The 20756-nt window shown below is 68.3% G+C and carries 18 protein-coding genes and 1 pseudogene; 10 read left to right on the top strand and 9 right to left on the bottom strand.

Features of this window, described 5'->3' with window-relative positions; genetic code table 11:
• Window positions 1-2: 2 nt before the first annotated feature.
• From QMG73_RS10525 to QMG73_RS10500, 6 genes are read right to left on the bottom strand one after another with little or no spacing between them, the layout of a single operon-like run.
• A complete protein-coding gene (locus QMG73_RS10525; protein WP_281894074.1) occupies window positions 3-2006 on the bottom strand; it encodes a dipeptide ABC transporter ATP-binding protein in 2004 nt (667 codons plus the stop codon).
• Window positions 2003-2854: an ABC transporter permease gene (locus QMG73_RS10520; RefSeq protein WP_281894073.1), complete on the bottom strand. Its 852-nt coding sequence runs from the start codon at window positions 2852-2854 to the stop codon at window positions 2003-2005. The genes QMG73_RS10525 and QMG73_RS10520 overlap by 4 nt, the downstream gene beginning before the upstream one ends.
• On the bottom strand, window positions 2851-3795 hold the full coding sequence (locus tag QMG73_RS10515; RefSeq protein WP_281894071.1) for an ABC transporter permease: 945 nt from the start codon (window positions 3793-3795) through the stop codon (window positions 2851-2853). Before QMG73_RS10515 ends, QMG73_RS10520 begins: the two co-directional genes overlap by 4 nt.
• Entirely contained in the window at window positions 3792-5339 is a 1548-nt protein-coding gene (locus QMG73_RS10510) for an ABC transporter substrate-binding protein (RefSeq protein WP_281894069.1), read from the bottom strand. The genes QMG73_RS10515 and QMG73_RS10510 overlap by 4 nt, the downstream gene beginning before the upstream one ends.
• Window positions 5340-5349: 10 nt before the next feature.
• On the bottom strand, window positions 5350-7758 hold the full coding sequence (locus tag QMG73_RS10505) for a beta-glucosidase family protein (RefSeq protein ID WP_281894068.1): 2409 nt from the start codon (window positions 7756-7758) through the stop codon (window positions 5350-5352).
• Complete coding sequence (locus QMG73_RS10500; RefSeq protein WP_281894067.1) at window positions 7755-8351, bottom strand: TetR/AcrR family transcriptional regulator; 597 nt, start codon at window positions 8349-8351, stop codon at window positions 7755-7757. The genes QMG73_RS10505 and QMG73_RS10500 overlap by 4 nt, the downstream gene beginning before the upstream one ends.
• Before the next feature lie 179 nt (window positions 8352-8530).
• Here QMG73_RS10500 and QMG73_RS10495 point away from each other — a divergent pair, with 179 nt between their 5' ends.
• The 6 genes from QMG73_RS10495 (at window position 8531) to QMG73_RS10470 (ending at window position 15087) form a co-directional block, all read left to right on the top strand.
• A complete protein-coding gene (locus tag QMG73_RS10495) occupies window positions 8531-9355 on the top strand; it encodes a fumarylacetoacetate hydrolase family protein (protein WP_281894066.1) in 825 nt (274 codons plus the stop codon).
• The gene (locus QMG73_RS10490; RefSeq protein WP_281894064.1) at window positions 9352-10299 is read left to right on the top strand and encodes a nucleoside hydrolase; all 948 of its coding nucleotides are present in this window, start codon (window positions 9352-9354) and stop codon (window positions 10297-10299) included. The genes QMG73_RS10495 and QMG73_RS10490 overlap by 4 nt, the downstream gene beginning before the upstream one ends.
• Window positions 10300-10372: 73 nt before the next feature.
• Complete coding sequence (locus QMG73_RS10485; protein WP_281894063.1) at window positions 10373-11056, top strand: Crp/Fnr family transcriptional regulator; 684 nt, start codon at window positions 10373-10375, stop codon at window positions 11054-11056.
• 74 nt (window positions 11057-11130) lie between these two features.
• Window positions 11131-11892 carry a hypothetical protein gene (locus QMG73_RS10480; RefSeq protein ID WP_281894062.1) on the top strand — a complete coding sequence of 254 codons (762 nt, stop codon included), beginning with the start codon at window positions 11131-11133 and terminating at the stop codon, window positions 11890-11892.
• A 5-nt stretch (window positions 11893-11897) separates the two neighbouring features.
• A complete protein-coding gene (locus QMG73_RS10475; RefSeq protein WP_281894061.1) occupies window positions 11898-14123 on the top strand; it encodes a hypothetical protein in 2226 nt (741 codons plus the stop codon).
• Window positions 14110-15087 carry a hypothetical protein gene (locus QMG73_RS10470; protein ID WP_281894060.1) on the top strand — a complete coding sequence of 326 codons (978 nt, stop codon included), beginning with the start codon at window positions 14110-14112 and terminating at the stop codon, window positions 15085-15087. The genes QMG73_RS10475 and QMG73_RS10470 overlap by 14 nt, the downstream gene beginning before the upstream one ends.
• A 10-nt stretch (window positions 15088-15097) precedes the next feature.
• On the opposite strand, the gene QMG73_RS10465 is transcribed toward QMG73_RS10470, so the two are convergent.
• From QMG73_RS10465 to QMG73_RS10455, 3 genes are all read right to left on the bottom strand, one after another.
• Window positions 15098-15568, bottom strand: a complete 471-nt coding sequence (locus QMG73_RS10465; protein ID WP_281894059.1) for a Pycsar system effector family protein — start codon at window positions 15566-15568, stop codon at window positions 15098-15100.
• Window positions 15569-15760: 192 nt separating this feature from the next.
• Window positions 15761-16186, bottom strand: a complete 426-nt coding sequence (locus QMG73_RS10460; RefSeq protein ID WP_281894058.1) for an ester cyclase — start codon at window positions 16184-16186, stop codon at window positions 15761-15763.
• 145 nt (window positions 16187-16331) lie between these two features.
• Window positions 16332-17288, bottom strand: coding sequence for a helix-turn-helix domain-containing protein (locus QMG73_RS10455; RefSeq protein ID WP_281894057.1), 957 nt, complete (start codon window positions 17286-17288; stop codon window positions 16332-16334).
• Window positions 17289-17373: 85 nt separating this feature from the next.
• Here QMG73_RS10455 and QMG73_RS10450 point away from each other — a divergent pair, with 85 nt between their 5' ends.
• From QMG73_RS10450 to QMG73_RS10440, 4 genes and pseudogenes are all read left to right on the top strand, one after another.
• Entirely contained in the window at window positions 17374-18177 is an 804-nt protein-coding gene (locus tag QMG73_RS10450) for an alpha/beta hydrolase (RefSeq protein WP_281894056.1), read from the top strand.
• Window positions 18167-18268, top strand: a pseudogene (locus tag QMG73_RS46355) (MBL fold metallo-hydrolase); the annotation flags it as partial. The gene QMG73_RS10450 and the pseudogene QMG73_RS46355, both read left to right, overlap by 11 nt.
• Window positions 18229-18627, top strand: coding sequence for an MBL fold metallo-hydrolase (locus tag QMG73_RS10445; protein ID WP_281894055.1), 399 nt, complete (start codon window positions 18229-18231; stop codon window positions 18625-18627). The pseudogene QMG73_RS46355 and the gene QMG73_RS10445, both read left to right, overlap by 40 nt.
• A 79-nt stretch (window positions 18628-18706) precedes the next feature.
• Window positions 18707-20752: a hypothetical protein gene (locus tag QMG73_RS10440; RefSeq protein ID WP_281894054.1), complete on the top strand. Its 2046-nt coding sequence runs from the start codon at window positions 18707-18709 to the stop codon at window positions 20750-20752.
• Window positions 20753-20756 lie beyond the last annotated feature (4 nt).

The raw sequence follows: 20756 nt of genomic DNA, 5'->3' as shown, positions 1-20756 counted from the left end.
CGTCAGGCCTCCCCGTTTCGCAGTTCTCCTGGGAAATGGCAGGCGACGTGGGCGCCGTTCGGGGCGGGCCGCAGTGCCGGCCGCTGCTCGATACAGATCGTCCGGTCACTGTGGACGATCGGGCCGATCGGGCAGCGGGTGCGGAACCGGCAGCCGCTCGGTGGGTTCTTGGGGCTGGGCAGGTCGCCGGTCAGCACGATGCGCTCGCGGTGCTTGGCGGCCGGGTCGGGATGCGGTGACGAGGCGAGCAGCGCGGCCGTGTACGGGTGCCGCGGGTCGCCGTACACGGTGGCGACCTCGCCGGTCTCGACGATGCCGCCCAGGTACATCACGGCGATCCGGTCGCTGAGGTGCCGCACCACCGACAGGTCGTGCGCGATGAACAGGTACCCGAGGTCCAGCTCGTCGCGCAGCGACTCCAGTAGGTTGATGATCTGCGCCTGGATGGAGACGTCCAACGCTGACACCGGCTCGTCGAGCACGAGCAGTTCGGGCTTCGCCGCGAGTGCCCGTGCGATGCCTACCCGCTGGCGCTGGCCCCCGGAGAACGCGTACGGCAGCCGTTCGAGGTGCCGAGCGTTCAGGCCCACGCGCTCCAGCAGCCGCACCGACTCGTCGTAGCGCTCCGCCGCCGGCACGCCGATGGCCTCCAGGCCCTCGTCGATCGACTCGCGGATCGTGCGCCGGGGGTTGAGGGAGGCGCTGGGGTCCTGGAAGACGTACTGCACGGCACCGCCGGTGCGCACGGTGATGGCACCGGAGGCGGGCTCGTTGATGCCGACGATCGCCCGCGCGAGGGTCGACTTGCCGCATCCTGACTCGCCGACCAGGCCCAGCGTCTCTCCAGGATGGACCTGCAGCGACACCCCGTCGACGGCGTACACCGGATCCTGCCTGCCCCACAGCCCCCGGCGGCCGTTGGCGACGTTGATCCGCAGGTCGGTGACCTCCAGGATCGGGCGGCGGTCGCCCTCGGCGCGGCGGCGCGGCGGCGCGGGCGGTGAGTCCAGCACGGGGATCGACGCACCGCCGGCGGTGACGTGGCACGCGGCCGCGTGGTCCACACTGAACACCGTCAGGCTCGGCATCTTCTCGGCGCAGGCGTCGACGGCGAGCCGGCACCGGGGCTCGAAAGGGCATCCGGGTGGCAGGTGCGCCGGATCGGGAGGCGCGCCGGGGATCGACGGCAGCCGGCGCGCGCCAGCGGAATCGGAGGAGAGGCGCGGCATGGCGGCGAGCAGGTCGTGCGTGTACGGGGACTTCGGCGCCCGGAAGACATCCTCCACTGTGCCGCGTTCGAGCACCCGGCCGCCGTACATGACGACGAGGCGGTCGCAGGTCTCGGCCACCACGCCCATGTCGTGCGTGATCATGAGTACGGCCACGCCGAGCTCGTGGCGCAGGCGCCCGAGCAGGCGCAGGATCTGCGCCTGGATGGTCACGTCGAGCGCCGTCGTGGGCTCGTCGGCGATCAGCAGGGAAGGGTTGTTGGCCAAGGCGATCGCGATGACGACCCGCTGGCGCATGCCACCGGAGAACTGGTGCGGGTAGTCGTCGGCCCGGCGCCGCGCGTCGGGAATGCCGACCTGCTCCAGCAGTTCGAGGGCGCGCTCGCGCGCCGCCGCACGGCCCATCCCGTGTACTGTCAGCGCCTCGCTGATCTGGTCGCGCACCGTCATGACGGGGTTGAGTGCCGACTGTGGATCCTGGAAGACCAGCCCGATCTCCCGGCCCCGGATCGGACGCATCGCCTTGGGAGGCAGGGTCCGCAGGTCGCGTCCCCGGTAGCTGATCTGCCCCGCGACGACGCGACCGGGTTCGTGGACCATGCCGAGGATCGAGCGGGCCGTCACCGACTTGCCCGATCCGGATTCGCCGACGATCCCGAGGATCTCGCCGGGAGCGATGTCGAACGAGACGTCGTCGACGGCGCGGACGACGCCTTCCGCGGTGTGGAATTCGGTGCGCAGCCCGGCGACGCGCAGCAGGGGTGCCTCGGCAGTCATCGTTTGATCGCCGCCTCGTTGAGAGCGTCCGACAGGAGCGTGAACGACAGCGCCAGGAGCAGCAGCACCATGCCCGGTCCGAGCACGTAGCTGGGGTGCGTGGTGGCGTACCGGGCGCCGACGTTGAGCATCGCGCCCAGCGACGGCGCGGGCGGCTCGATGCCGAGCCCGACGATGCTCAGGCCCGCCTCGATGAAGATGGCGACCACCATGAAGATGGCGGTCTGTACCAGTAGCGGGTCGACGATGTTCGGCAGGATGTGCCGCCGGATCCGCCGGCCGGTCGACACACCGAGCACGCGGGCGGCGAGCACGTAGTCCCTGTCCTGTTCGGACAGCAGACCCGCCCGGGCCATCCGGCCGAAGCCGGGGAGTCCCGCGAAGACCAGCGCGAAGAACAGCGCCCACCAGCCCTGGCCGATGATCATTACGATGATCACGCCGAGGACGAGGCCGGGGAAGCCGAGGATGATGTCGAGCAGCCGCTGCGTGAGCGCGCCGAGCGCCTTCGACACCGCACCGGACAGGCCCATGAGGGTACCGATGACGAGGCTGACCGGTACGGCGGTGAGGATGAGGCTCAGGTCGGTCCGCAGACCGTACACGGTCCGGACCAGGATGTCGCGCCCCAGCTCGTCGGTGCCGAACAGGTGCTGGCCGCTCGCACCGACCAGGGTCTGCGACGTCTGCTGGTCGTACCCGCCGGGTCCGATCAGCGGCGCGGCCAGCGCGACCACGACGAGGGCGAGCAGCGTGCCGGCGCCGATGATCCCGCGCGGGCTGCGAAAGGCGCGCGCGTACCGCAGAAGGGTCTGGTTCCTCCGCTTGGCGGTTGGGGGAGTACTCATTCCAACCTCACTCGTGGGTCGAGGCGCGCCAGCCCGATCTCGGTGAGCAGTTGGGCGGCGACGGCGATCAGTACGGCGCCCACGATCAGCACCTGTACGACCGGGTAGTCGGCGGTCTGCGCCGACGAGACGGCGAGCTGACCGAGGCCGTTGCGCGCGAAGATCGCTTCGATCACCACGGCCCCGGCGAGCAGGTCGCCGAAGCGGATGCCGATGGCGACCAGCGCCGGCCCGAGGCTGTTGCGCAGGACGTGGCGGGTGGCGATCCGCCGGGGCGGCACGCCTTTGGCCATCGCGAGGTCCACGAAGTCCTGCTGGCGTACCGCCCGCATCGAGGTCTGCACGAGGCGGGCGATACCGGAGGCGGGGGCGAGCGCCAGGGCCAGGGCGGGCAGGATCAGGTACTGCACGCCGATCTCGGGATTCTCGGACAGCGGCACCTCGCCGCTGGTCGGCAGCACCCGGAAGTAGATGCCGAACAGCAGCACCATCAGCAGGCCGACCAGGAACCCGGGCATCGCCAGCAGGAGCGTGTTCACGCTGTCGATGGCCGACCGGAGCCAGGCGGCGCGGGTGCTGCCGGCGATCAGCCCGATCCCCACCCCGATGATCACCATGAAGATCAGGGCCGCGATCGCCAGCTCGACGGTGCTTTCGAGCCGGGTACCGACGAGTTCGGCGACCGGCCTGCGGTACTGGAGGGACTGGCCGAGGTCGCCGGTGAACAGTCCCTTGATCCACACCACGTACTGCTCGACGACCGGCCGGTCCAGCCCCAGGTCGTGGCGGACCTGGGTGATCTGCTCCGGTGTCGCGTCCGGTCCTGCCACGGCCGCGGCCGGGTCGCCCGGCATCAGCCGTGGCAGGAGGAAGGCGATCATGCTCGCGGCGACGAGCACGAGCGCGATGACCGGCAGGCGCCGGACCAGGAAGCGAATCATGGCTTGGTGAGGCAGGCGTTCCGGAACAGGCTGCCGGTCAGGGTGCGCTCCACCCCGGTGAGGTTCTTGGCCTGTACGGCGGTGGTGGGTGCGGCCACGATCAACTGGACGTTCGCCTCGTCGAGCATGTACTCGGTGAGCTTGCGTAGCGCGTCGGCGCTGGTGGCGCTCGTCGCCGTGGTGACCGCGTTGGACAGCTCGGCGAACCGCGGGTCGTCGTACCCCAACGAGTTGTTCTTCAGGCGGATCTGCGGCAGCGTGGCGAGCAGGACCGGTGCCGACTGGCCGACGCTCGCCGCGTTGTTCAGGTACGACATCTTGAAGCTGGCCGTGGCGACCCGCTGCTGGTAGTCGCCGATGGAGAGCGCCTCGCCCTTGGGCTTGAGGCCGATCGCCTCCAGGTTGTTGGCGATGATGCTGTACATCGAGGCGAGGATCGGCTGCTGCGCGTAGGTGAGGTCCACTGTGGCCCCGGTGGCGCCGGCGCTGGCGATGAGCTGCTTGGCCTTCTCCGGATCGTACGTGTACTTGGTGGCCAGGTCCTTCGGGTAGCCCGGGCTGGACTCCGGCCACATCAGGTCGCTGGTGGTGCCGATGCCCACGAAGACCTGCTGGTTGATCCGCTCCCGGTCGATGGCGTACGCGATGGCCTGCCGCACCTGCTTGTTGTTCAGCGGCGCCTTGGTGATGTCCATGCCGAGCAGGTAGAAGATGCCACCGCTCTTCTCCAGCGTGAACTTCGTGCCGTCGCCGGCGGTCGTCGCGTCCCGGACGGTGAGCCCGGAGGCGAGCTGCAAGCGGCCGGACTGCAACGCCGCGAGCTGTGCGGTCGAGTCGGCGATGACCGGGATGTCGATCTTGTCGAGCTTGGGCAGGTCGGCCTGCCAGTAGTTCGGGTTCTTCTTCAGCGTCATCGCGGCGCCCGGCGTGTAGGTGTCCAGAGTGAACGGTCCGGTGCCGACGATCTGCTTGCCGGAGGCGATGCCGGCGTAGGTGTCCTTGTCGATGATCGGCGTGACGTCCAGGATGCTCGGCGCCGACTGGTCCAGCGCGGTCGGCGCGGTGATGGTCACCGTGTTCGGCGCGGTGGCCGCGACCTGCCAGGTGGAGACGATCGGTCCGAAGTTCGACGGGCTGCCCGCCTTGGTGACCTGGCTGAAGGTGTAGACCACGTCGTCGGCCGTGAACGCGCGTCCAGTGTGGAACTTCACGCCGTCCTGGAGGGTCAGCACGAGCGTCTTGTTGTCGTTCTCGTACTTCCAGGACTTGGCCAGCAGCGGCTTGGGCTCCGGGGAGTCCTTGGTGATGTACCAGAGCGGTTCGACGATGTTGCGTACCCAGAAGATGTTGCCCGGTCGTCCACTGAGGACGGCGCTGGGATCGGCGGGGCTGGCCAGCGCGGCGGTGAGCGTGCCACCCGGCTGGCAGGAGGCCTCGTTGGTCGCGGTCGACGCCTGGTTTGCCTGGTCGACGGCCGACGTGCAGGCGGCGGGGCTGAGCAGTGCGACAGTGAGAACGACGGCGCCGGTGAGCTTTCTTCTCATGGGGAGACTCCTAGTCGGGCTGGAGTGCGTTGTTTGCTTCGTGGACGGCGACGATCCGCCGGTGATGGATGGCAGTCGCGGAGGTACCGACCTGGACCTCGAACTGGCCGGGCTCCAACTCCCAGCTCTGTGTCGCCTGCGACCAGTGCTGGAACGCGCGAGCTGGTAGCCGGATGTGGTGGGTGGCGGTCGCGCCGGCGTCCTGGTCGACCGCGGCGAATCCGGCCAGCCACCGCACGGGTCGGTCGTGTGCGGAGTCCGGCCGGGCCAGGTAGACCTGGATGACGGTGCGACCGGGACGGTCCCCGGTGTTGCGGGCGGTGACGAAGACGTTGGCGCCGTCGACCTCGACGCCGGTCAGGTCCCAGGTGGTGTAGCCAAGCCCGTGGCCGAACGGCCAGGCCGGATCGCGGCCCTCCTTCAGCCACGCGCGGTACCCGACGTGCAGTCCTTCGGCGTATTCGAGGCGGCCGCCGGTCGGGGCGACCTGGTGGACGGGGACGCTGTCGCCGGCGGGCCACGACATCGGGAGCCGGCCGCGAGGCTCGCGATGGCCGACGACGATGTCGGCGAGGGCCGGGCCGACCGCCTGACCGCCGAACCAGGCGACCAGGATCGCGGAGACCTCGTCCCGCCAGGGCAGCGCCACCGGGGCTCCGGAGCAGACGACAGCCACAGTGGACGGTGCGTGACCGGCCACAAGGGACACCACGCCGTCCTGGTCGCCCGGTAGCGCGAGGGTGCCGCGGTCGACGCCCTCGGACTCGCTGGCCCGGTCGGTCGAGACGACCACGATGGCCACGTCGCACGCCTCCGCCTCGCGGCGCAGCAGGTCGCGCTCCTCCTCCACGTCCATCCGGGGCCGGCGCGCGCCTAGCGTCACGGACACGCCCAGCTGCCCGAACGTGTGGTCCAGGCGCATGCGTACCGGCTCGCCCTCGCGGACCTCGTGCGTGACGGCCCGGCTGGGTCCGTTGAACAGCTCGGCGCCCGGCCCTTCGTGCGCGGCGCTGGCCCGCTCCGCCAGCACCCGCGTGCCGTCGATGGACAGCTCGAAGTAGCCGCAGCCGATGAAGCCGAGCTGCCACGCCCCCGCCTCGTCCGCGGTGAAGTCCCACTCGACGCGGCACGACGTGGCGCCGGCCGGCACGTCGGGGCCGAGGTAGACGAGCTTCGTCGACGAGCGCCGCTCGCGGTGCACCTCGGCGCCCGCCTGGTCGAGCCAGGTCAGCTCGATCGCGTCGGTCCCGCCGGCCAACTCCAGCGGCAGCGGTTCGAGGTCGGTGTCCCCGTGCGTGCCGGGGACGTAGACCACCTCGCACTCCTCCGGAAGGGCGGCGCGGATCGCGTCCACAGGAGACACGACACCGGCCGGCATGACCTCGGCGCTGCCACCGCCCTGGAAGCGCGGTGCCGCGGCCGCCTCGCCGACGACGAGGACGCGGCGCAGCGCGGGAGCCGCCAGCGGCAGGGTGCCGTCGTTGGTGAGCAGGACGGTGCCGCTCACGGCGGCGTAGGCCGCGACGTCCGCGGCATAGCCGGCCGGCGTCAGGTCCGCGGGTGGTTTCTCGGCAGCTGTACCGAGCGCGCCGACCCGCTCGGCCAGCTCCAGCAGATGGGTGACCTTCCGGTCGATGGCGGCCTCGTCGACCTCGCCCCGCTCGACGGCCGCGACGAGCGCGTCGCCCCAGGGACCGATCGGGCCCGGCATGGCCAGGTCGAGACCGGCGCGAGCGGACTCCACTGTGGACCGAGTGGCGCGCCAGTCGCTCATGATGAGCCCGTCGAAGCCCCATTCGGTGCGCAGCGGGGCCTCCAGCAACGGGTGCTCGGTCAGCGTGGTGCCGTCGACGGCGTTGTAGGCGGCCATCACCGCCCAGGGACGGGATTCGCGAACGACCGTCTCGAAGGGAGCGAGGTAAACCTCGCGCAGCGTGCGCTCGTCCATCCGGACGTCCACTGTGTACCGCTCGGTCTCGGAGTCGTTGGCCACGTAGTGCTTGACGGTGGCCGCCACCCCCAGCTCCTGCATCCCCGCGACCACGGCGGCGCCGATCGCGCCGATCAGCATCGGATCCTCGGAGTAGCACTCGAACGCGCGCCCGCCGAACGGCGTACGGATTACGTTGAGGGTCGGTGCGAGCACGACGTGTACGCCCTTGCGCCGCGCCTCGGCGCCCAGTGCCCGGCCGTACGCCCGAGCCGTCTCGACGTCCCAGCTCGCGCCCAGCGCGGTGGGCGACGGGAAGCACACCGAGGGGTCCGCGGCGTCCCACCGGATCCCGCGCACGCCGGCGGGACCGTCGGCGAGTGCCATCGACCGCAGCCCGATCGGGGGGCAGGCGGGCGTGGTCCAGAACGTCGCGCCGGCGAGCAGCCCTACCTTCTGGGCGAGGCTCAGGGTGTGCACGTCGGTCATGCCTTTCCGTAGAGTCGAGCGAAGTACGCCCTGATGGGCTGGACCATGTCGATCGACGGGTCGAGCAACCACTGAAACTGCAGGCCGTCCATCAGGGCGAGGATCGCGGTCGCCACGTCGACGGGGTCGAGGCTCTCGGGCAGCCGGCCGCGCTTGATGTCCTCGGTGAGGCGGCCGGCGAGCCGCCTGCGGATGCTGCGGTACCGCTGGAGGTAGAAGTCGTGCGCCGGGTGGTTGGCGTCGATGCTCTCGGCCGCGATGACCGTGTAGAGCCGTATCCGTTCCGGGTCGCGCTGGTTCATCTCCACGAGGGCCGTGATCGCCTGCCCGACGGTGCCCTCGGCGTCGGCGAAGACCTCGTCGACGAGCTTGGTGTCCTCCGCGCTCTTCTGCTCCAGCACCGCCAGCAGCAGGGCGGCCTTGCTCGGGTAGTGGTGCAGCAGCCCCGGCTGCGAGACGCCGACACTCTCCGCGATCTCGGCCAGCGAGGCGCCCCGGAAGCCCGAGGCGGCGATCTCGCGGGTGGCGACATCGAGGATCTGACGCCGGCGTGCGCCGGGCTTGAGACGGCGACGACCAGGGGATTCGGTCATTTGGCGACCTCCTTGGTTGCGGTAACTTACCGACCACTCGGTAGGTTGTCGAGAGCTCGTGGCGAGATTTTTGAAACGTGCTGGACACAAACCGCGGTGGTTCTTCAGAGCAGAACTCTGTGTTCCCGGAGCCCTCTCGGGAGGATGCTGTTCGCCTGCCGCGTGGAAGGACCGCACCGATGAGACTGGCCACCATCCGCACCGCCGATGGCGCCACCCGAGCGGTACGGGTCGAGGACGATCACCTGGTCGACCTCGGCGCCGCCGATGTGGGGGAGTACCTGGCGAGCCCGGGGCGGGCCGTCGCCGGCGGGCCGGCGTACCCGCTCGACGGTGCCGAGTACGCGCCCGTGGTGCCGCGCCCCAGCAAGATCGTCTGCGTGGGCCTCAACTACCGCAACCACATCCTGGAGATGGGCCGCGACCTGCCGGAGTACCCGACGCTGTTCGCCAAGTACGCCGAGGCGCTCGTCGGCGCCGGCGACGACATCGTGCTCCCGCCCGAGACCGCCGCGTTCGACTGGGAGTGCGAGCTCGCCGTCATCATCGGCACGCCGGTGCGCCGGGCCCGGGGCACCGCGGCCGAAGACGCGATCGCGGGCTTCGCGGTGCTCAACGACGTGACCTGCCGCGACTGGCAGTACCGCACCAAGGAGTGGCTGCAGGGCAAGACCTGGGAGGCCACCACGCCGCTCGGCCCGTACCTGGTCACCCCGGACGAGGTGCCCGGCGGCGTACGGCCGAAGGTCGAGATCAGCACCGCGCTCGACGGCGAGACCGTGCAGCGCGACAACACCGGTGACCTGCTGTTCGACCCGGTCGCCCTGGTCGAGTACATCTCGACGATGGTCACCCTTCAGCCCGGTGACGTGATCGCGACCGGTACTCCGGGCGGCGTCGGGCACGCGCGCAAGCCGCCCCGGTACCTGCGGGCCGGCCAGCGCCTCGTCACGACCGTGGACGGGCTCGGGAGCTGCGCCAACCGGATCATCGCGGGCGCGTGACGGCGGTGCGATTCCAGCCGTACGGCGGCCCGCGCTGCCGCGTCGTCACCGACAACGACTACTGCGGCGACCCGGACGGGCTCGCCCAACTGGTACACCAACTGCTCTCGCCCGCCGCCGACCTGCGCGCGATCATCGGCTCGCACCTTCCCGCCGACCCGGCGAACCCGGCGCGGCGGTCGGCGGACGAGTCGTACGAGCGGGTCGTCGAGGTACTGTCCATCATGGAGCGGATGGTGCCGGCGTACCCGGGGTCCAATGTGGCCCTCGCCGATACCCTTACGCCCCGCCCCTCCGCGGGTGCCGAGGCCATCGTCGCGGAGGCGATGCGCACCGACACCGACCTGCCGCTGTACGCGACCTTTGGCGCCGGGCTCACCGAACTGGCCAGCGCCTACCTGATGGAGCCGCGCATCGCCGAGCGGCTGACCGCGATCTGGATCGGTGGCCCCGAGTACCCCGACCTGGCGTCGCCGCCACCGGACACGCCCGGGCCCGAGTACAACCTGAGCATCGACATCGCGGCCGCCCAGGTCGTCTTCGACTCACCGATACCGCTGTGGCAGGTGCCCCGCGACGCGTACCGCCAGACCATCGCGGGCATGGCGGAGATCGAGGCGTACGTGCGGCCGGCGGGCCGGATCGGCGAGCACCTGTACGACAGGCTGTGCGCGGTCGGCGAGTACTTGGCCGAGGCAGGCCGGGGCCTCGGCGAGACGTACATCATGGGCGACAGCCCGCTCGTGCTGCTCTCGACGCTCCAGTCCAACTTCCACCCGGACACCTCGTCGAGCCGGCACGTGGTGCGCCCCGCGCCCCGGATCACCGGCGACGGCGGCTACGAGGAGCGCCCGGACGGCCGCCCGATCCGGGTCTACACCCACCTCGACGTCCGCCTCATGCTCCAAGACTTCTACGCCAAGCTGGCACTGCTCCAGAAATAGCCTGCACCGTCGATGTAGGACTACATTCACCTCGACGGTGGTACTGGGTGGTCCCTGGCGGAAGGGGCGACGAATGGCAGTATCTGGGCTAACTTCGTCTCTTCTGCCCCCCGACCTTCGTCAGCGATTGGCGGAGCTACTTCCGGCTGGGCGTCCAGTTCGATTCGGAGTCGGACAAAAGCTTCTCGCGCAAGGCGACCGCTCCGGACATATTGCGATCATTACATCTGGCGTAGTCAAGATTACGGCCTCGGTCAGCAATGGGCGTGAGGCGCTGCTCGGACTGCGCGGCGCCGGAGAGGTCGTTGGCGAGCTTGCTGCCCTTGATGGGCAGCCGCACTCCGCCACGGTGCGTGCCTTGGATGATGTTCGTGCCCGGCTCATCGCGACGTCGACGTTCCGCCAACACCTGCGAAGCAATCCCGATGCCCTGCTTGCCGTCCTCGCCGCCGTCGTGACGCGGTTACGGGAGTCCGATCGTCGTCGGCTGGAGTTCAGCGGCTTCGACGTTCCGCAGCGGGTGTCGCTCTTACTCGTCGAGTTGGCGCAGACACACGGCCAGCCGGGGGTGGATGGCGTCGTGACGATCTCGCTGGCTTTGTCGCAGGAGGAGATCGCCGAAGCTACCGGCGCGTCCCGCGAGGCTGTGGCGAAGGCGCTACGCCGGCTGCGGGAGGAGGGCACGGTCCTCACAGGGCGACGTCGAATCGTGATCAAGAGGATGGATCGGCTGATCGGTCATTCCGAGCATGAGTGAGTAAAAATCCACAGACTGCGATGGAGCTGAAGTATAGACACGGGCGACAGACCCATCTTGAGGGAGTCGTCCAGATGCTTGACACACACCACTTCTCGATCATTGTCGTAGACGTCGAGGGCAGCGGATCGCTGTCGGACAAGGAGAAGCCAGTCGTACGTGAGGTCCTCCACAGCATCGTGCGCAACAGCCTTCACCTCAGTGGGGTCGAGTGGAGCGAGGACCTGATAGAGGATCGAGGCGATGGGGTTTACCTGCTTGTGCCCGGCGCCATTGCCAAGAGGCGGCTCGGGCCACCTTTTGTCGCGGAGCTTGACCGGGCGCTCGGTGACCGTAAGGTTGGCGACGCCCCGATGCGCCTGCGCCTCGTCCTGCACTGCGGAGAGGTCACCCGGGACAAACGTGGTTCAAGCGGCGCTGAAGTTGATCGTGCCTTTGGCATGGTGAACAACGATCGTGTTCGGCAAATGCTGGCCGCAGCGCCACGAGCGCGCATGGTAGTCGTCGTTTCGGACGAATTCTATCGCGGCGCGTTCTGTAGCGACCCGGCCGACGATCCCACATGGTTTCGGTGTGTCGATCTTGATCTCAAGCGCGGCCGCATGCTGGCCTGGGTAGGCGTGCCCGGACTTCGGCACCCTCCGGTCATCGAACCCGACGAACCGTCGAAGACCGACACGGTCGCCGGCTCGCAGCGGGATACCCCGTCCGGCGATGTCCTCTTCATTAACGGTGGTGTCTCCGGTGGCATGGTGGGAGGCAGGCAGAACACCAACAGTGGCACCATCAACAGCGGGCACATCGTGACCAACAGCGGCTCAAGCGGCCGCGGGTGACTGCGATGGACGACGAACGAAGAGTGAGGGAGACCAAGAAGGACGGCGATCAGGCAAGCCCAGGATCGTCAAAGATAAATGAGCGCGAGACTGCCGACAAAGCCGCGATGGAGCCCGCTTCCACCAAGGCGGAGTCTGGCGAAGGCGATTCGGACAAGGCCGACGCAGAGGACGTCGGAACCCTTACCGGCCTGATGGCAGCGGTGACCGACGAGTCCAGTCGGAGGTCGCGCAATCTCGAAGCGCTGGCGCAGGAGGCGGCCTTCCGGAATCTCGGTGCCCTTGCCGGCCATCAGCAGGTGGCTCATCAATACAACTACATCTACGCCTCACCCTCGCTGTCGGGTGGTGAGCGCTTCGAGCCGGTCCCACCTGAGGTACTGGCGAAGGTACGCCAAAGATTCGTTCGTCGTCCAGGGCACACCGTGCTATGGCGGAAGCTTGTGGAGAAGGCGGCGCTGGTAATTGCTGGTCCGGCAGGCTATGGAAAGGCATGGACGGCGCTGCACCTGTTGGACGCGATGTGTGAGGGTGGCGTCCGCAGGGTTGGAAGACTGGCTGATCTTGTCCAGGTCGATGATGACAGCTTGCACGATCAGACGGGGTATCTCGTTGAGATCGTGGCAGCCGCAGATGCTCATGCTATCGACCTTGAATCGTTTGTCGGTCGTCTGCGGCGCAGACGGTCCCGAGTCGTGGTCGTCACGGCTCTCGACCTCCCAGCGTTGAGTCCGGGGCTGGCGTCGTTCGCGCAGGAGTTGGATGCCCCGCCGGTCGCGGCCGACGTGCTGAAAAGTCAATTGTTCGCAGAGGTCGGTGAGGAACATTACGCGGCTGCATGCGATGTGGTGGCGAAGCCTGCTGTTGGCGCTGTGCTCGCGGATCTGGCTGCCGAGAGGTGCGGCCTCGACGAGGTGTACCGGCTCGCAGTAAGACTGCGGCCGGCTGTACTGGGCGAGGTCGACGTCGAAACGGTCTGTGCCGCCGATCCCTCGAAGGAGCGATTCACGGCCTGGTTTCGAGCGTTGCCCGAAGCGGAGGACCAGACCTTCGCGATCGCGCTGGCGGTCCTAAACGGACTTCCGTTCGCCACCGTCGCGGAGGCTGGAGGGCTCTTGCATAGCCACATCCAGCGTGCTCGGCGTCCACATAAGCCGCCGCGCGTTCGTGCGTTCGCGCGTACGACGCAGGATCTTCTGGCGGCGGTCCGCGCACGAGTGGCCGAGGGCCGTGAGGACACGGGCTACGGCGAAGTGTCCGCGCGGGTTGTTCTATCGGATCTCAACGCGTATCCAAGGCGACTATTGCAGCTCCTATGGGAAGACTATCCCGGTCTGCATCCGATTCTGCTCGCTTGGCTGCGAGAGTTGGCGATGGGCAACGACGCCCGAGTGCGGGCAAGCGCCGCTACAGCAGTCGGGATGGTGGCCGCGCTGGACTTCTACCGGACGTACGAGCAGGTGTTGTTGGGATGGGCGGGGAGTTGGCGGCGGGAGGACCGACAAGCTGCGGTTTCGGCGCTGCGGGTGCCCGCTCTTCGGCCCGATCAAGCGGCGGTGATTTGGAACCTTGTCGAGGACTGGGTGGACGAGGAACGACCGTTGCCTTTGCAGTTGACCGCAGCTGCGGCGCTGGGGGGCAGCGTGGGGGCCAGCGACACTCGTCGCGCGCTCAGGATTCTCGAAAAGCAGGCAGACTCCGTTAGTTACAGGCTTAAGCAGACGATCTGCCAGGCCGCCACCGATCTCTTTGCGTCGTCCGACCCTGCCCAGGCATACCTTGTGTTGGATAGCGTTAACCGTTGGGCGACCGATCGCAATATCGAGCGTATTCGAACATCGCTGGCGACGTTCCTTCAAATCGCACTTGACCGCGAATACACAGATCCAGAGACTGGTGCATTGTGGCCGAGACTCTTGTGGCGTGTCAGAGACGTGCCGGCATATCGAGGAGTTGTAGCCGGATTGTGGCGCAAGGCGATTAATAGGCCCAACTTCGACGAAGCCGCCATGGGTGTACTTCATCATTGGGTGTGCCTGGCAGAGCGTTACCCGCACGTGCGGGAGCCGCTGAGTGTTCAGGTAGCGGCGATTCCAGAATCTGAACGAGATTTGCGTTCGCTCCGTTTCAACCTTCGGAAGTGGTCGAGCGAACCCAATGCGAGCCCAGCGACCGCCCACATCCTGCTGAATGCACTACGAGCCGAGAGGATGCGCGATGACGCAGCCTGACCTCAATCCGATTATTAGAGACTCCGCCGTTCCCTTCTTTGGTTTTCGTGCGCTCAGTAATCACTCTCGTGGCAACACCAGGATCGTGTATATACACGATGGCGGACTATCGGAATCAGGTGGCAGGTTGCCGTCCCTCCGTGAACGACTACGCAAGTCGTATCGGTTGTTTGAGATCGATACGGCACATCATCCGATCACATTAAAGTTCGAACTTCCATCCGCCGAGGAGGCATTCAGGTTCCGGGTGACCATGTATCTAACCTGGGCGGTTCACGGTCCGGATGACATTGCTCGACTCGGTATCCGAGATGTCAAGGCGATCTTCTGGCCATTCCTGGATCAGAGGCTCCGTCCCCTAAGCCGTCAGCATGCGATTGAGTCTTGCGCGATGGCCGAAGACGAACTCAACAGCGATCTCAAGGCCGCGCCATTTATGCTTGATCAAGGTATTGTGTTGTCGTCATGTGCGGTGGATCTGAGTTTGGATGATCGAGCGCAGGAGCATCTCGCCCGGCGAACCGAGTCCCGCCGCGCTCGGGAACAGGCGCTGCTCGATCACGATCTTAGGCTTCTGCAAGATCGACACGATGCCGAACTGGCCGATCTGCGTCGGCAACTGGAACAACTGGATGCCGCGCACCGGCTGAATTTGAAGCAGCAACGGATGGACTTCTACGTAAAAGCTCTAGAGCGCGACGGTGTTGGCTTCGTGATTCTACAGTTGATCGAGCACCCTGAAGACATCAGTGCCGTCATTTCAATGCTCGAGCGTCGCAACGACAACTCCTTCGAGAAGGCGCGTAAGGTGATCAGCGACCTCATGGGCGCCGACCTCTACAACCCAGCCGACCTAGATCCGATTCGAGATCATGCGCTGCGCCGGCTGTGGGAGGCTCTGAGCGCTTCGGGTGCCCGATGGGAACCCGAAGCGCCGTCAGACGAGATGAAGTCCGGACATTGACGATGCTGGCCTACCGCGGCGGGACCTGCGTCGCGGTAAGCCCTAGTAGTGCGAGGAAAGCGCCGACGGTGAAGGCACTGGCGATGACGGCGTGTCGTAGCCAGCGGTACTTCGCAGTCGCGATGCCAGCTAGCGTGGTGGCTTGGCGCCATGCGTGTATACGCTGCTCCGTCTCTTCCATCCTGACCGGTGCGGTGCCGACCCGGGCAACAGTCGGGAACGCGATGCGCGAAGCGCGCTCTGCCGGAGAGGTCAGGCGCGGTAGCTGTGCACCGAGAAGACAGATGAAGGCAAAGATCATGGATCCCACGAAACCTGCTAACGCCAGGAGTATGGCCCAAGCCACGAAGGTATTCGGCGGCAGCGTCTTCGCAACCGACGTCAGCCGATCGGTCAGCGCGGTGAGCAGGAGACCCTGAATGGCAGCCAACGCGGCGGCCTTGGAGTCTGCGCTCCTGATCCACTGGCCGAATTCGGCCACGCAGTGAAGGGCTACATCGAGATCGGACGCTGGGGAGGAATACCTCGGCTTGGACTTGGAACCCATAGCGGAATGAAACCGAGAAGTGCGCGTGGTGACTATGTACTAAGACACGTTGCCGCCAGCACACGTACGGTACCGGCGTCGCCAGGGCCGGTCTAGCGCCTCGGCGAAACGCCGGTCTTGCGACGGCTAGCGAGTGCCGCCCGGACCCGCGCCGAGCTGCGCCATGAGGCCGCCGACGTCGACCAGGCCCCAGTGGTCGGTCCACCTGCCGTCGCGCATGCGCCCGAAGTCGGTGACGTAGACGGTTACGCGCCGGCCGGTCGCGGGCACGCCGGCGAACTCGCCCTCGTGCGTGCCGGTGAACCGCACCACCGAGGCGATCGTGTCGCCCTCTACGACGTCGTGTTCGATCTCGAGGTCCATGTCCGGGAACGCGTCCAGGACGTTCTTTATGAACTCCTTGGTGCCCTGCCGGTCCGTCTGCTGGCCCGGACCGGGAATGTGCTCCACGAAGTCGTCCGAGAGCAGGTCGTCGATCGCGTCGACGTTCCGCCGCCGGAATACCTCGTCGTAGAAGTGTGCGTTCGCTTTCCTGAGTTCTTCGGCGCTCATGCGGCCAGTATCTGCCCAGCTCAGGGCCGCTCGCGGGCGAACGGGCAATCCCACCCCGATGGGGGCTTGGTGGACGCGGAGGGTGAGGCCGCGGGAGCGACGGTCTCGCCCGCGACGGGCGTCGCGGCAGCTCGAAATCTTGTTTTTACCCGTCGGTGGAGAGGCGGCGCCATTCGCGGGGCGGGAGGCCGTATGCCGCCCGGAAGCGGCGGGCGAAGTGCGTCGGGTCGCGGAATCCCCACCGGCGGGCGATCACCGCGATGGGGCGCTGGCGGTGCTCGGGCAGGCTCAGCTCCTCGCGGGCGCCGTGCAACCGCTCGCCGATGATCCACTGTTCCAGGCTGAGGTCGGCGGCGGCGCAGACCTTGTACAGCTGGCGGAGCGAGATGTTGTGCGCGGCGGCGATCCGGGCCGGCGTGAGATCCGGATCGGCCAGATGCTGGCGGACGTAGGCGCGGACCTGGCTCAGCAGCGTCTCGGCCAGCACCTCGGGAGAGCGCCGGTCCGGATAGCCGGCGGACGCCAGCAGCGCCCGGGCCAGCTCGACGGTGGCCGTGGCGAGCGCGGGGGCGCCCGGGTCCGTGGCGAGCCGGTCGGCGTGGCGCGCCAGGTATGCGACGTGGTCGGTGACGAGGTCGTACAGCGGGCTGGCGCGCAGGTTGCCAAGCGCGCGCCGTATCACGTCGACCGGCAGGCCGAACTGCTCGAACGGGATCTGGACGCAGCCCGCGGCGCCGTCACCCGACCAGGCGAAGTCGTACGGCGCCGACAGGTCGACGGCCATCAGCTCGCCGGGCGAGACGAGCTGCCGCCGGGACAGCTGCTCGTGCCGCCCGTCGGCGAGCTGCTGCACCGACAGCGCGATCACCGGCGCCGCGTCATGCCTTGCCTGCTTGGCGGTGCGCAGCAGGCGGATGCCGGTGGACCGGGTGGTGAAGATGTTGGCGCGGCCGAGCTCCCGGACCTCCAGGCGGGTGTGGATCGGCCGGTCGGGGTGCTCGTGGATGACGTGGCACGGCGCCGAGGCGTACATCATCGCCGCGTGGACCGCTTCGGCCCGGTCTACGACCGGAAGGTCCGCCGTGTCCAGCACGTATCCCATTCACGCACCCCATTCGTGCACCCTGAGTCGGCAGCGGTGCACGCACAGTCTGCTCGGGAAATGTTTCCGGGGCCTATCGTTTCCCATGGCATCTCCGCAACCCGACACGATCGTCCTGGTTCACGGCTTCTGGGTGACGCCGCGCAGCTGGGAGCACTGGATAGCGCACTACGAAAACAAGGGCTTCCGGGTACTGGCACCGGCGTACCCGGGCTTCGAGGTGGAGGTCGAGGCGCTCAACGCCGACCCCACGCCCATCGTCGAGGTGACCGTCCCGCAGATCATCGACCACTTCAAGTCGGTCATCAGCGAGCTGGCGACGCCGCCGGTCATCATCGGCCACTCCGCCGGCGGTGCCTTCACCCAGATCCTGCTCGACCAGGGCCTCGGCGTGTCCGGCGTGGCACTGAACTCCGCGCCCACCGAAGGCGTACGGGTCGTGCCACTGTCTCAGGTGAAGTCGACGTTTCCGGTGCTGAAGAGCCCGGCCAACCGGCACAAGGCGGTCGGGCTGACGTTCGAGCAGTGGCAGTACGCGTTCACCAACACGTTCAGCGAGGAGGAGGGGCGCGCGCTGTACGAGCGGTACCACATCCCGGCGAGCGGTGGCATCCTGTGGGGCGGGGTGCTGGCCAACTTCCAGCCCGGCCACCAGGACACCTGGGTCGATTACCACAACGACGCCCGCGCGCCGCTGCTGTTCGTCTCCGGCTCCGAGGACCACATCATGCCGCCGTCCGTCCAACGCTCCAACGCCAAGCACTACAAGTCGAACACCGTCACCGAGGTCGAGGAGTACGAGGGGTACGCGCACCTGCTGCCCGCCCAGAAGGGCTGGGAGCAGATCGCCGACCACGTACTGGAATGGGCACTCGCTCATGCCCGATAGCGTCCGCGTCACGCATATCGGAGGGCCGACCGCGCTCATCGAGGTCGGCGGGTGGCGGATCCTGACCGACCCGACGTTCGACGCGCCCGGCCGCCGCTGCGCTGGCCCGGACAGCGGGACGGCGACCTGTGGGTCACCGGCGACACCGTCCTGTACGGCGGTGTGCGAGCGGTCGCCGGGCGGCTGCGGGTGGGCGTGATGCTGCTCCACCTGGGCGGCGTCCAGTTTCCGCTGACCGGCCCGGTCCGGTACACGATGACGGCACGCGAGGCCGTCACGCTGTGCGGACTGGTCCAGCCGCGCACCGTCGTCCCCGTGCACTACGAGGGCTGGCTGCATTTCCGCCAGGGCCGCGAGGCGGCCGAACGCGAGTTCGCCGCCGCACCGGCCCAGATCCGCGACGCGATCCGCTGGCTGCCGCTGGGAGAGCCCACGCCGGTCGACCTGTGATGCTCGCGCGGTGGCGGCGCGATGGCGCCGCCTGGCAGCCTCCATGCCGGTGACATCACCGCCTGGGGAGGCACAGCACATGGGAATGCGGCGAAGCACGCTGCCCGCGGTGGTCGCGGCGGTGACATGCCTGGTACTGGGTACGCCCGTCGGCGGTTCGGCCGCGTCAACCGTCCTCAGCGCTCCGATCGAGGACCCCGGTCCCGCTGAGCGCTGGATCAGCTCCGACCCGGTGAGCCCGACCACGCTCGCGGCGGCGCCTGGCGAAGTGGCCTGCGACGGCGACGGCACCAGCGGCAAGCGGGTACAGATCCTGTACGTGCGTGAGACGGCGCAGACCGACCGGCTGGCGACGCTGCGACCCACGTTCCAGCAGTGGGCGACCCAGGTGGACCAGGCCTTCATCGACAGCGCGGCCGAGACCGGCGGGTACCGGCGGGTGCGCTGGGCGCACGACCGGGCCTGCAAGCCCACCGTCACCGGCGTGGTCGTGGCCAACGGCACGCTGGCCAACTTCGGCACGACGTTCACCGCGTTGAAGAACGCCGGTTACAACAGCACCAACCGCAAGTACGTCGCGTACGCGGAGACCACCGCGTGGTGCGGCCTCGGCGGCGGTGGTCCGGGCGCCAAGGACGACCGGCCGGGAGCCGAGAACCGGTACAACTCCGGGCCCGATCTGGCCACCATGGGCACCAACTGCTGGAGCTGGGCCACCACCGGCCACGAGCTGCTGCACACCCTTGGCGCGGTGCTCCCGGGCGCCCCGAACGCCAGCGCGCACGGGCACTGCTGGGACGACGAAGACATCATGTGCTACGACGACGGCGGCATCCCAGACCCGCCGGGCGGCATCGTCAAGGTGTGCGCGGACGCGCCGGAGAACCTGCTCGACTGCAACCACGACGACTACTTCAGCACCAACCCGGTCCCGGGTAGCTGGCTCGCCAACCACTGGAACGTCGCCAACAGCCAGTACCTCATCACCGCGCCGCGGACCGAGCCGGCACCCGCGCCCCTGGACTTCGTGCCGCTGGCCACACCCGCCGGTGTACTGGACACAAGGGACGGTACCGGCGGCACCACCGGCAAGCGCGGACCCGGCAGCATGACCGCGTTCCCGGTGCTCGGCGTGGGCGGCATCCCGACCTCCGGGGTCCGTGCCGTGCAGGTCCGCGTGGCACCCAACGCGCCGACCGCCGCCACCTTCCTGGAGGTATGGCCGGAGGGGCGGCCACACAACGGCCTGTCCCTTATCAACGTGGGCGCCGGCGAGAACATCTCCAACGTCGCCGTCGTGCCGGTGGGCGCCAGCGGCAAACTGGTGGCGTACAACAGCGCGGGCGACACCAACATCGTCGTCGACGTGCTCGGCTACTACTCGGCGACGACCGGCGGTGGCTTCGTGCCGGTGGCGCACACCCGGGTCGTCGACACCCGCAGCGGCCTCAGCACCACCGTGGGCACGATCCCGGCCGGCGGCACCCGCACCGTCACGCTGACCGGCGGCGGAGTGCCGGCCGGTGCTGCGGCCGTCGCCGTCAACCTGCTGGTGCCGGGCGCCCCCGCGGCGGGCTGGCTGGCGGCCGCACCGGCCGGTACGGCCAGCGGCAAGGGCATCCTGAACTATGCGACCGGGTCGACGCAGTCGGGCGCGACGGTCAAGCTGGCGGCGAACGGCCAGGCCACCTTCTACAACAAGGGCGGCTCGGCGGTGCACCTGACGGTGGCGGTGCAGGGGTACTACACCGGCAGCGCGGCGACGGGCGCCGAGCTCAATCCGGCGGCGGTGCGCGTCCTCGACACCCGCACGGCCGGGACGGGCACGCCGGTACCGGCGGGTGGCACAGTGGACGTGGTGGTCGCCGGCGCCAACGGTATCCCCGCGGGCGCGACGGCCGTCGCGATCAACGTGACGGTTACCAGGCAGGAGCAGTCCGGCTACCTGAAGGCGTGGCCGGTCGGCGCGACCGAGCCGGCGGTGTCCATCATGGACTTCAATGCGGGCGTGTGGCGGGCGAACGCCCTGAAGCTGGTCCCCGGCACCGACGGCAAGATTCGCATAGTCAACGGCAGCACCGGCACCCTGCACCTGCTGGTCGACGTCCAAGGCTGGTACGCCTAACACC

Origin of the sequence: Phytohabitans aurantiacus (assembly GCF_027923225.1) — a bacterium.
GTDB classification, from domain to species: domain Bacteria; phylum Actinomycetota; class Actinomycetes; order Mycobacteriales; family Micromonosporaceae; genus Phytohabitans; species Phytohabitans aurantiacus.
The sequence above is the reverse complement of the archived record's forward strand: the minus strand, read 5'-3'. Positions and strand labels throughout refer to the sequence as shown.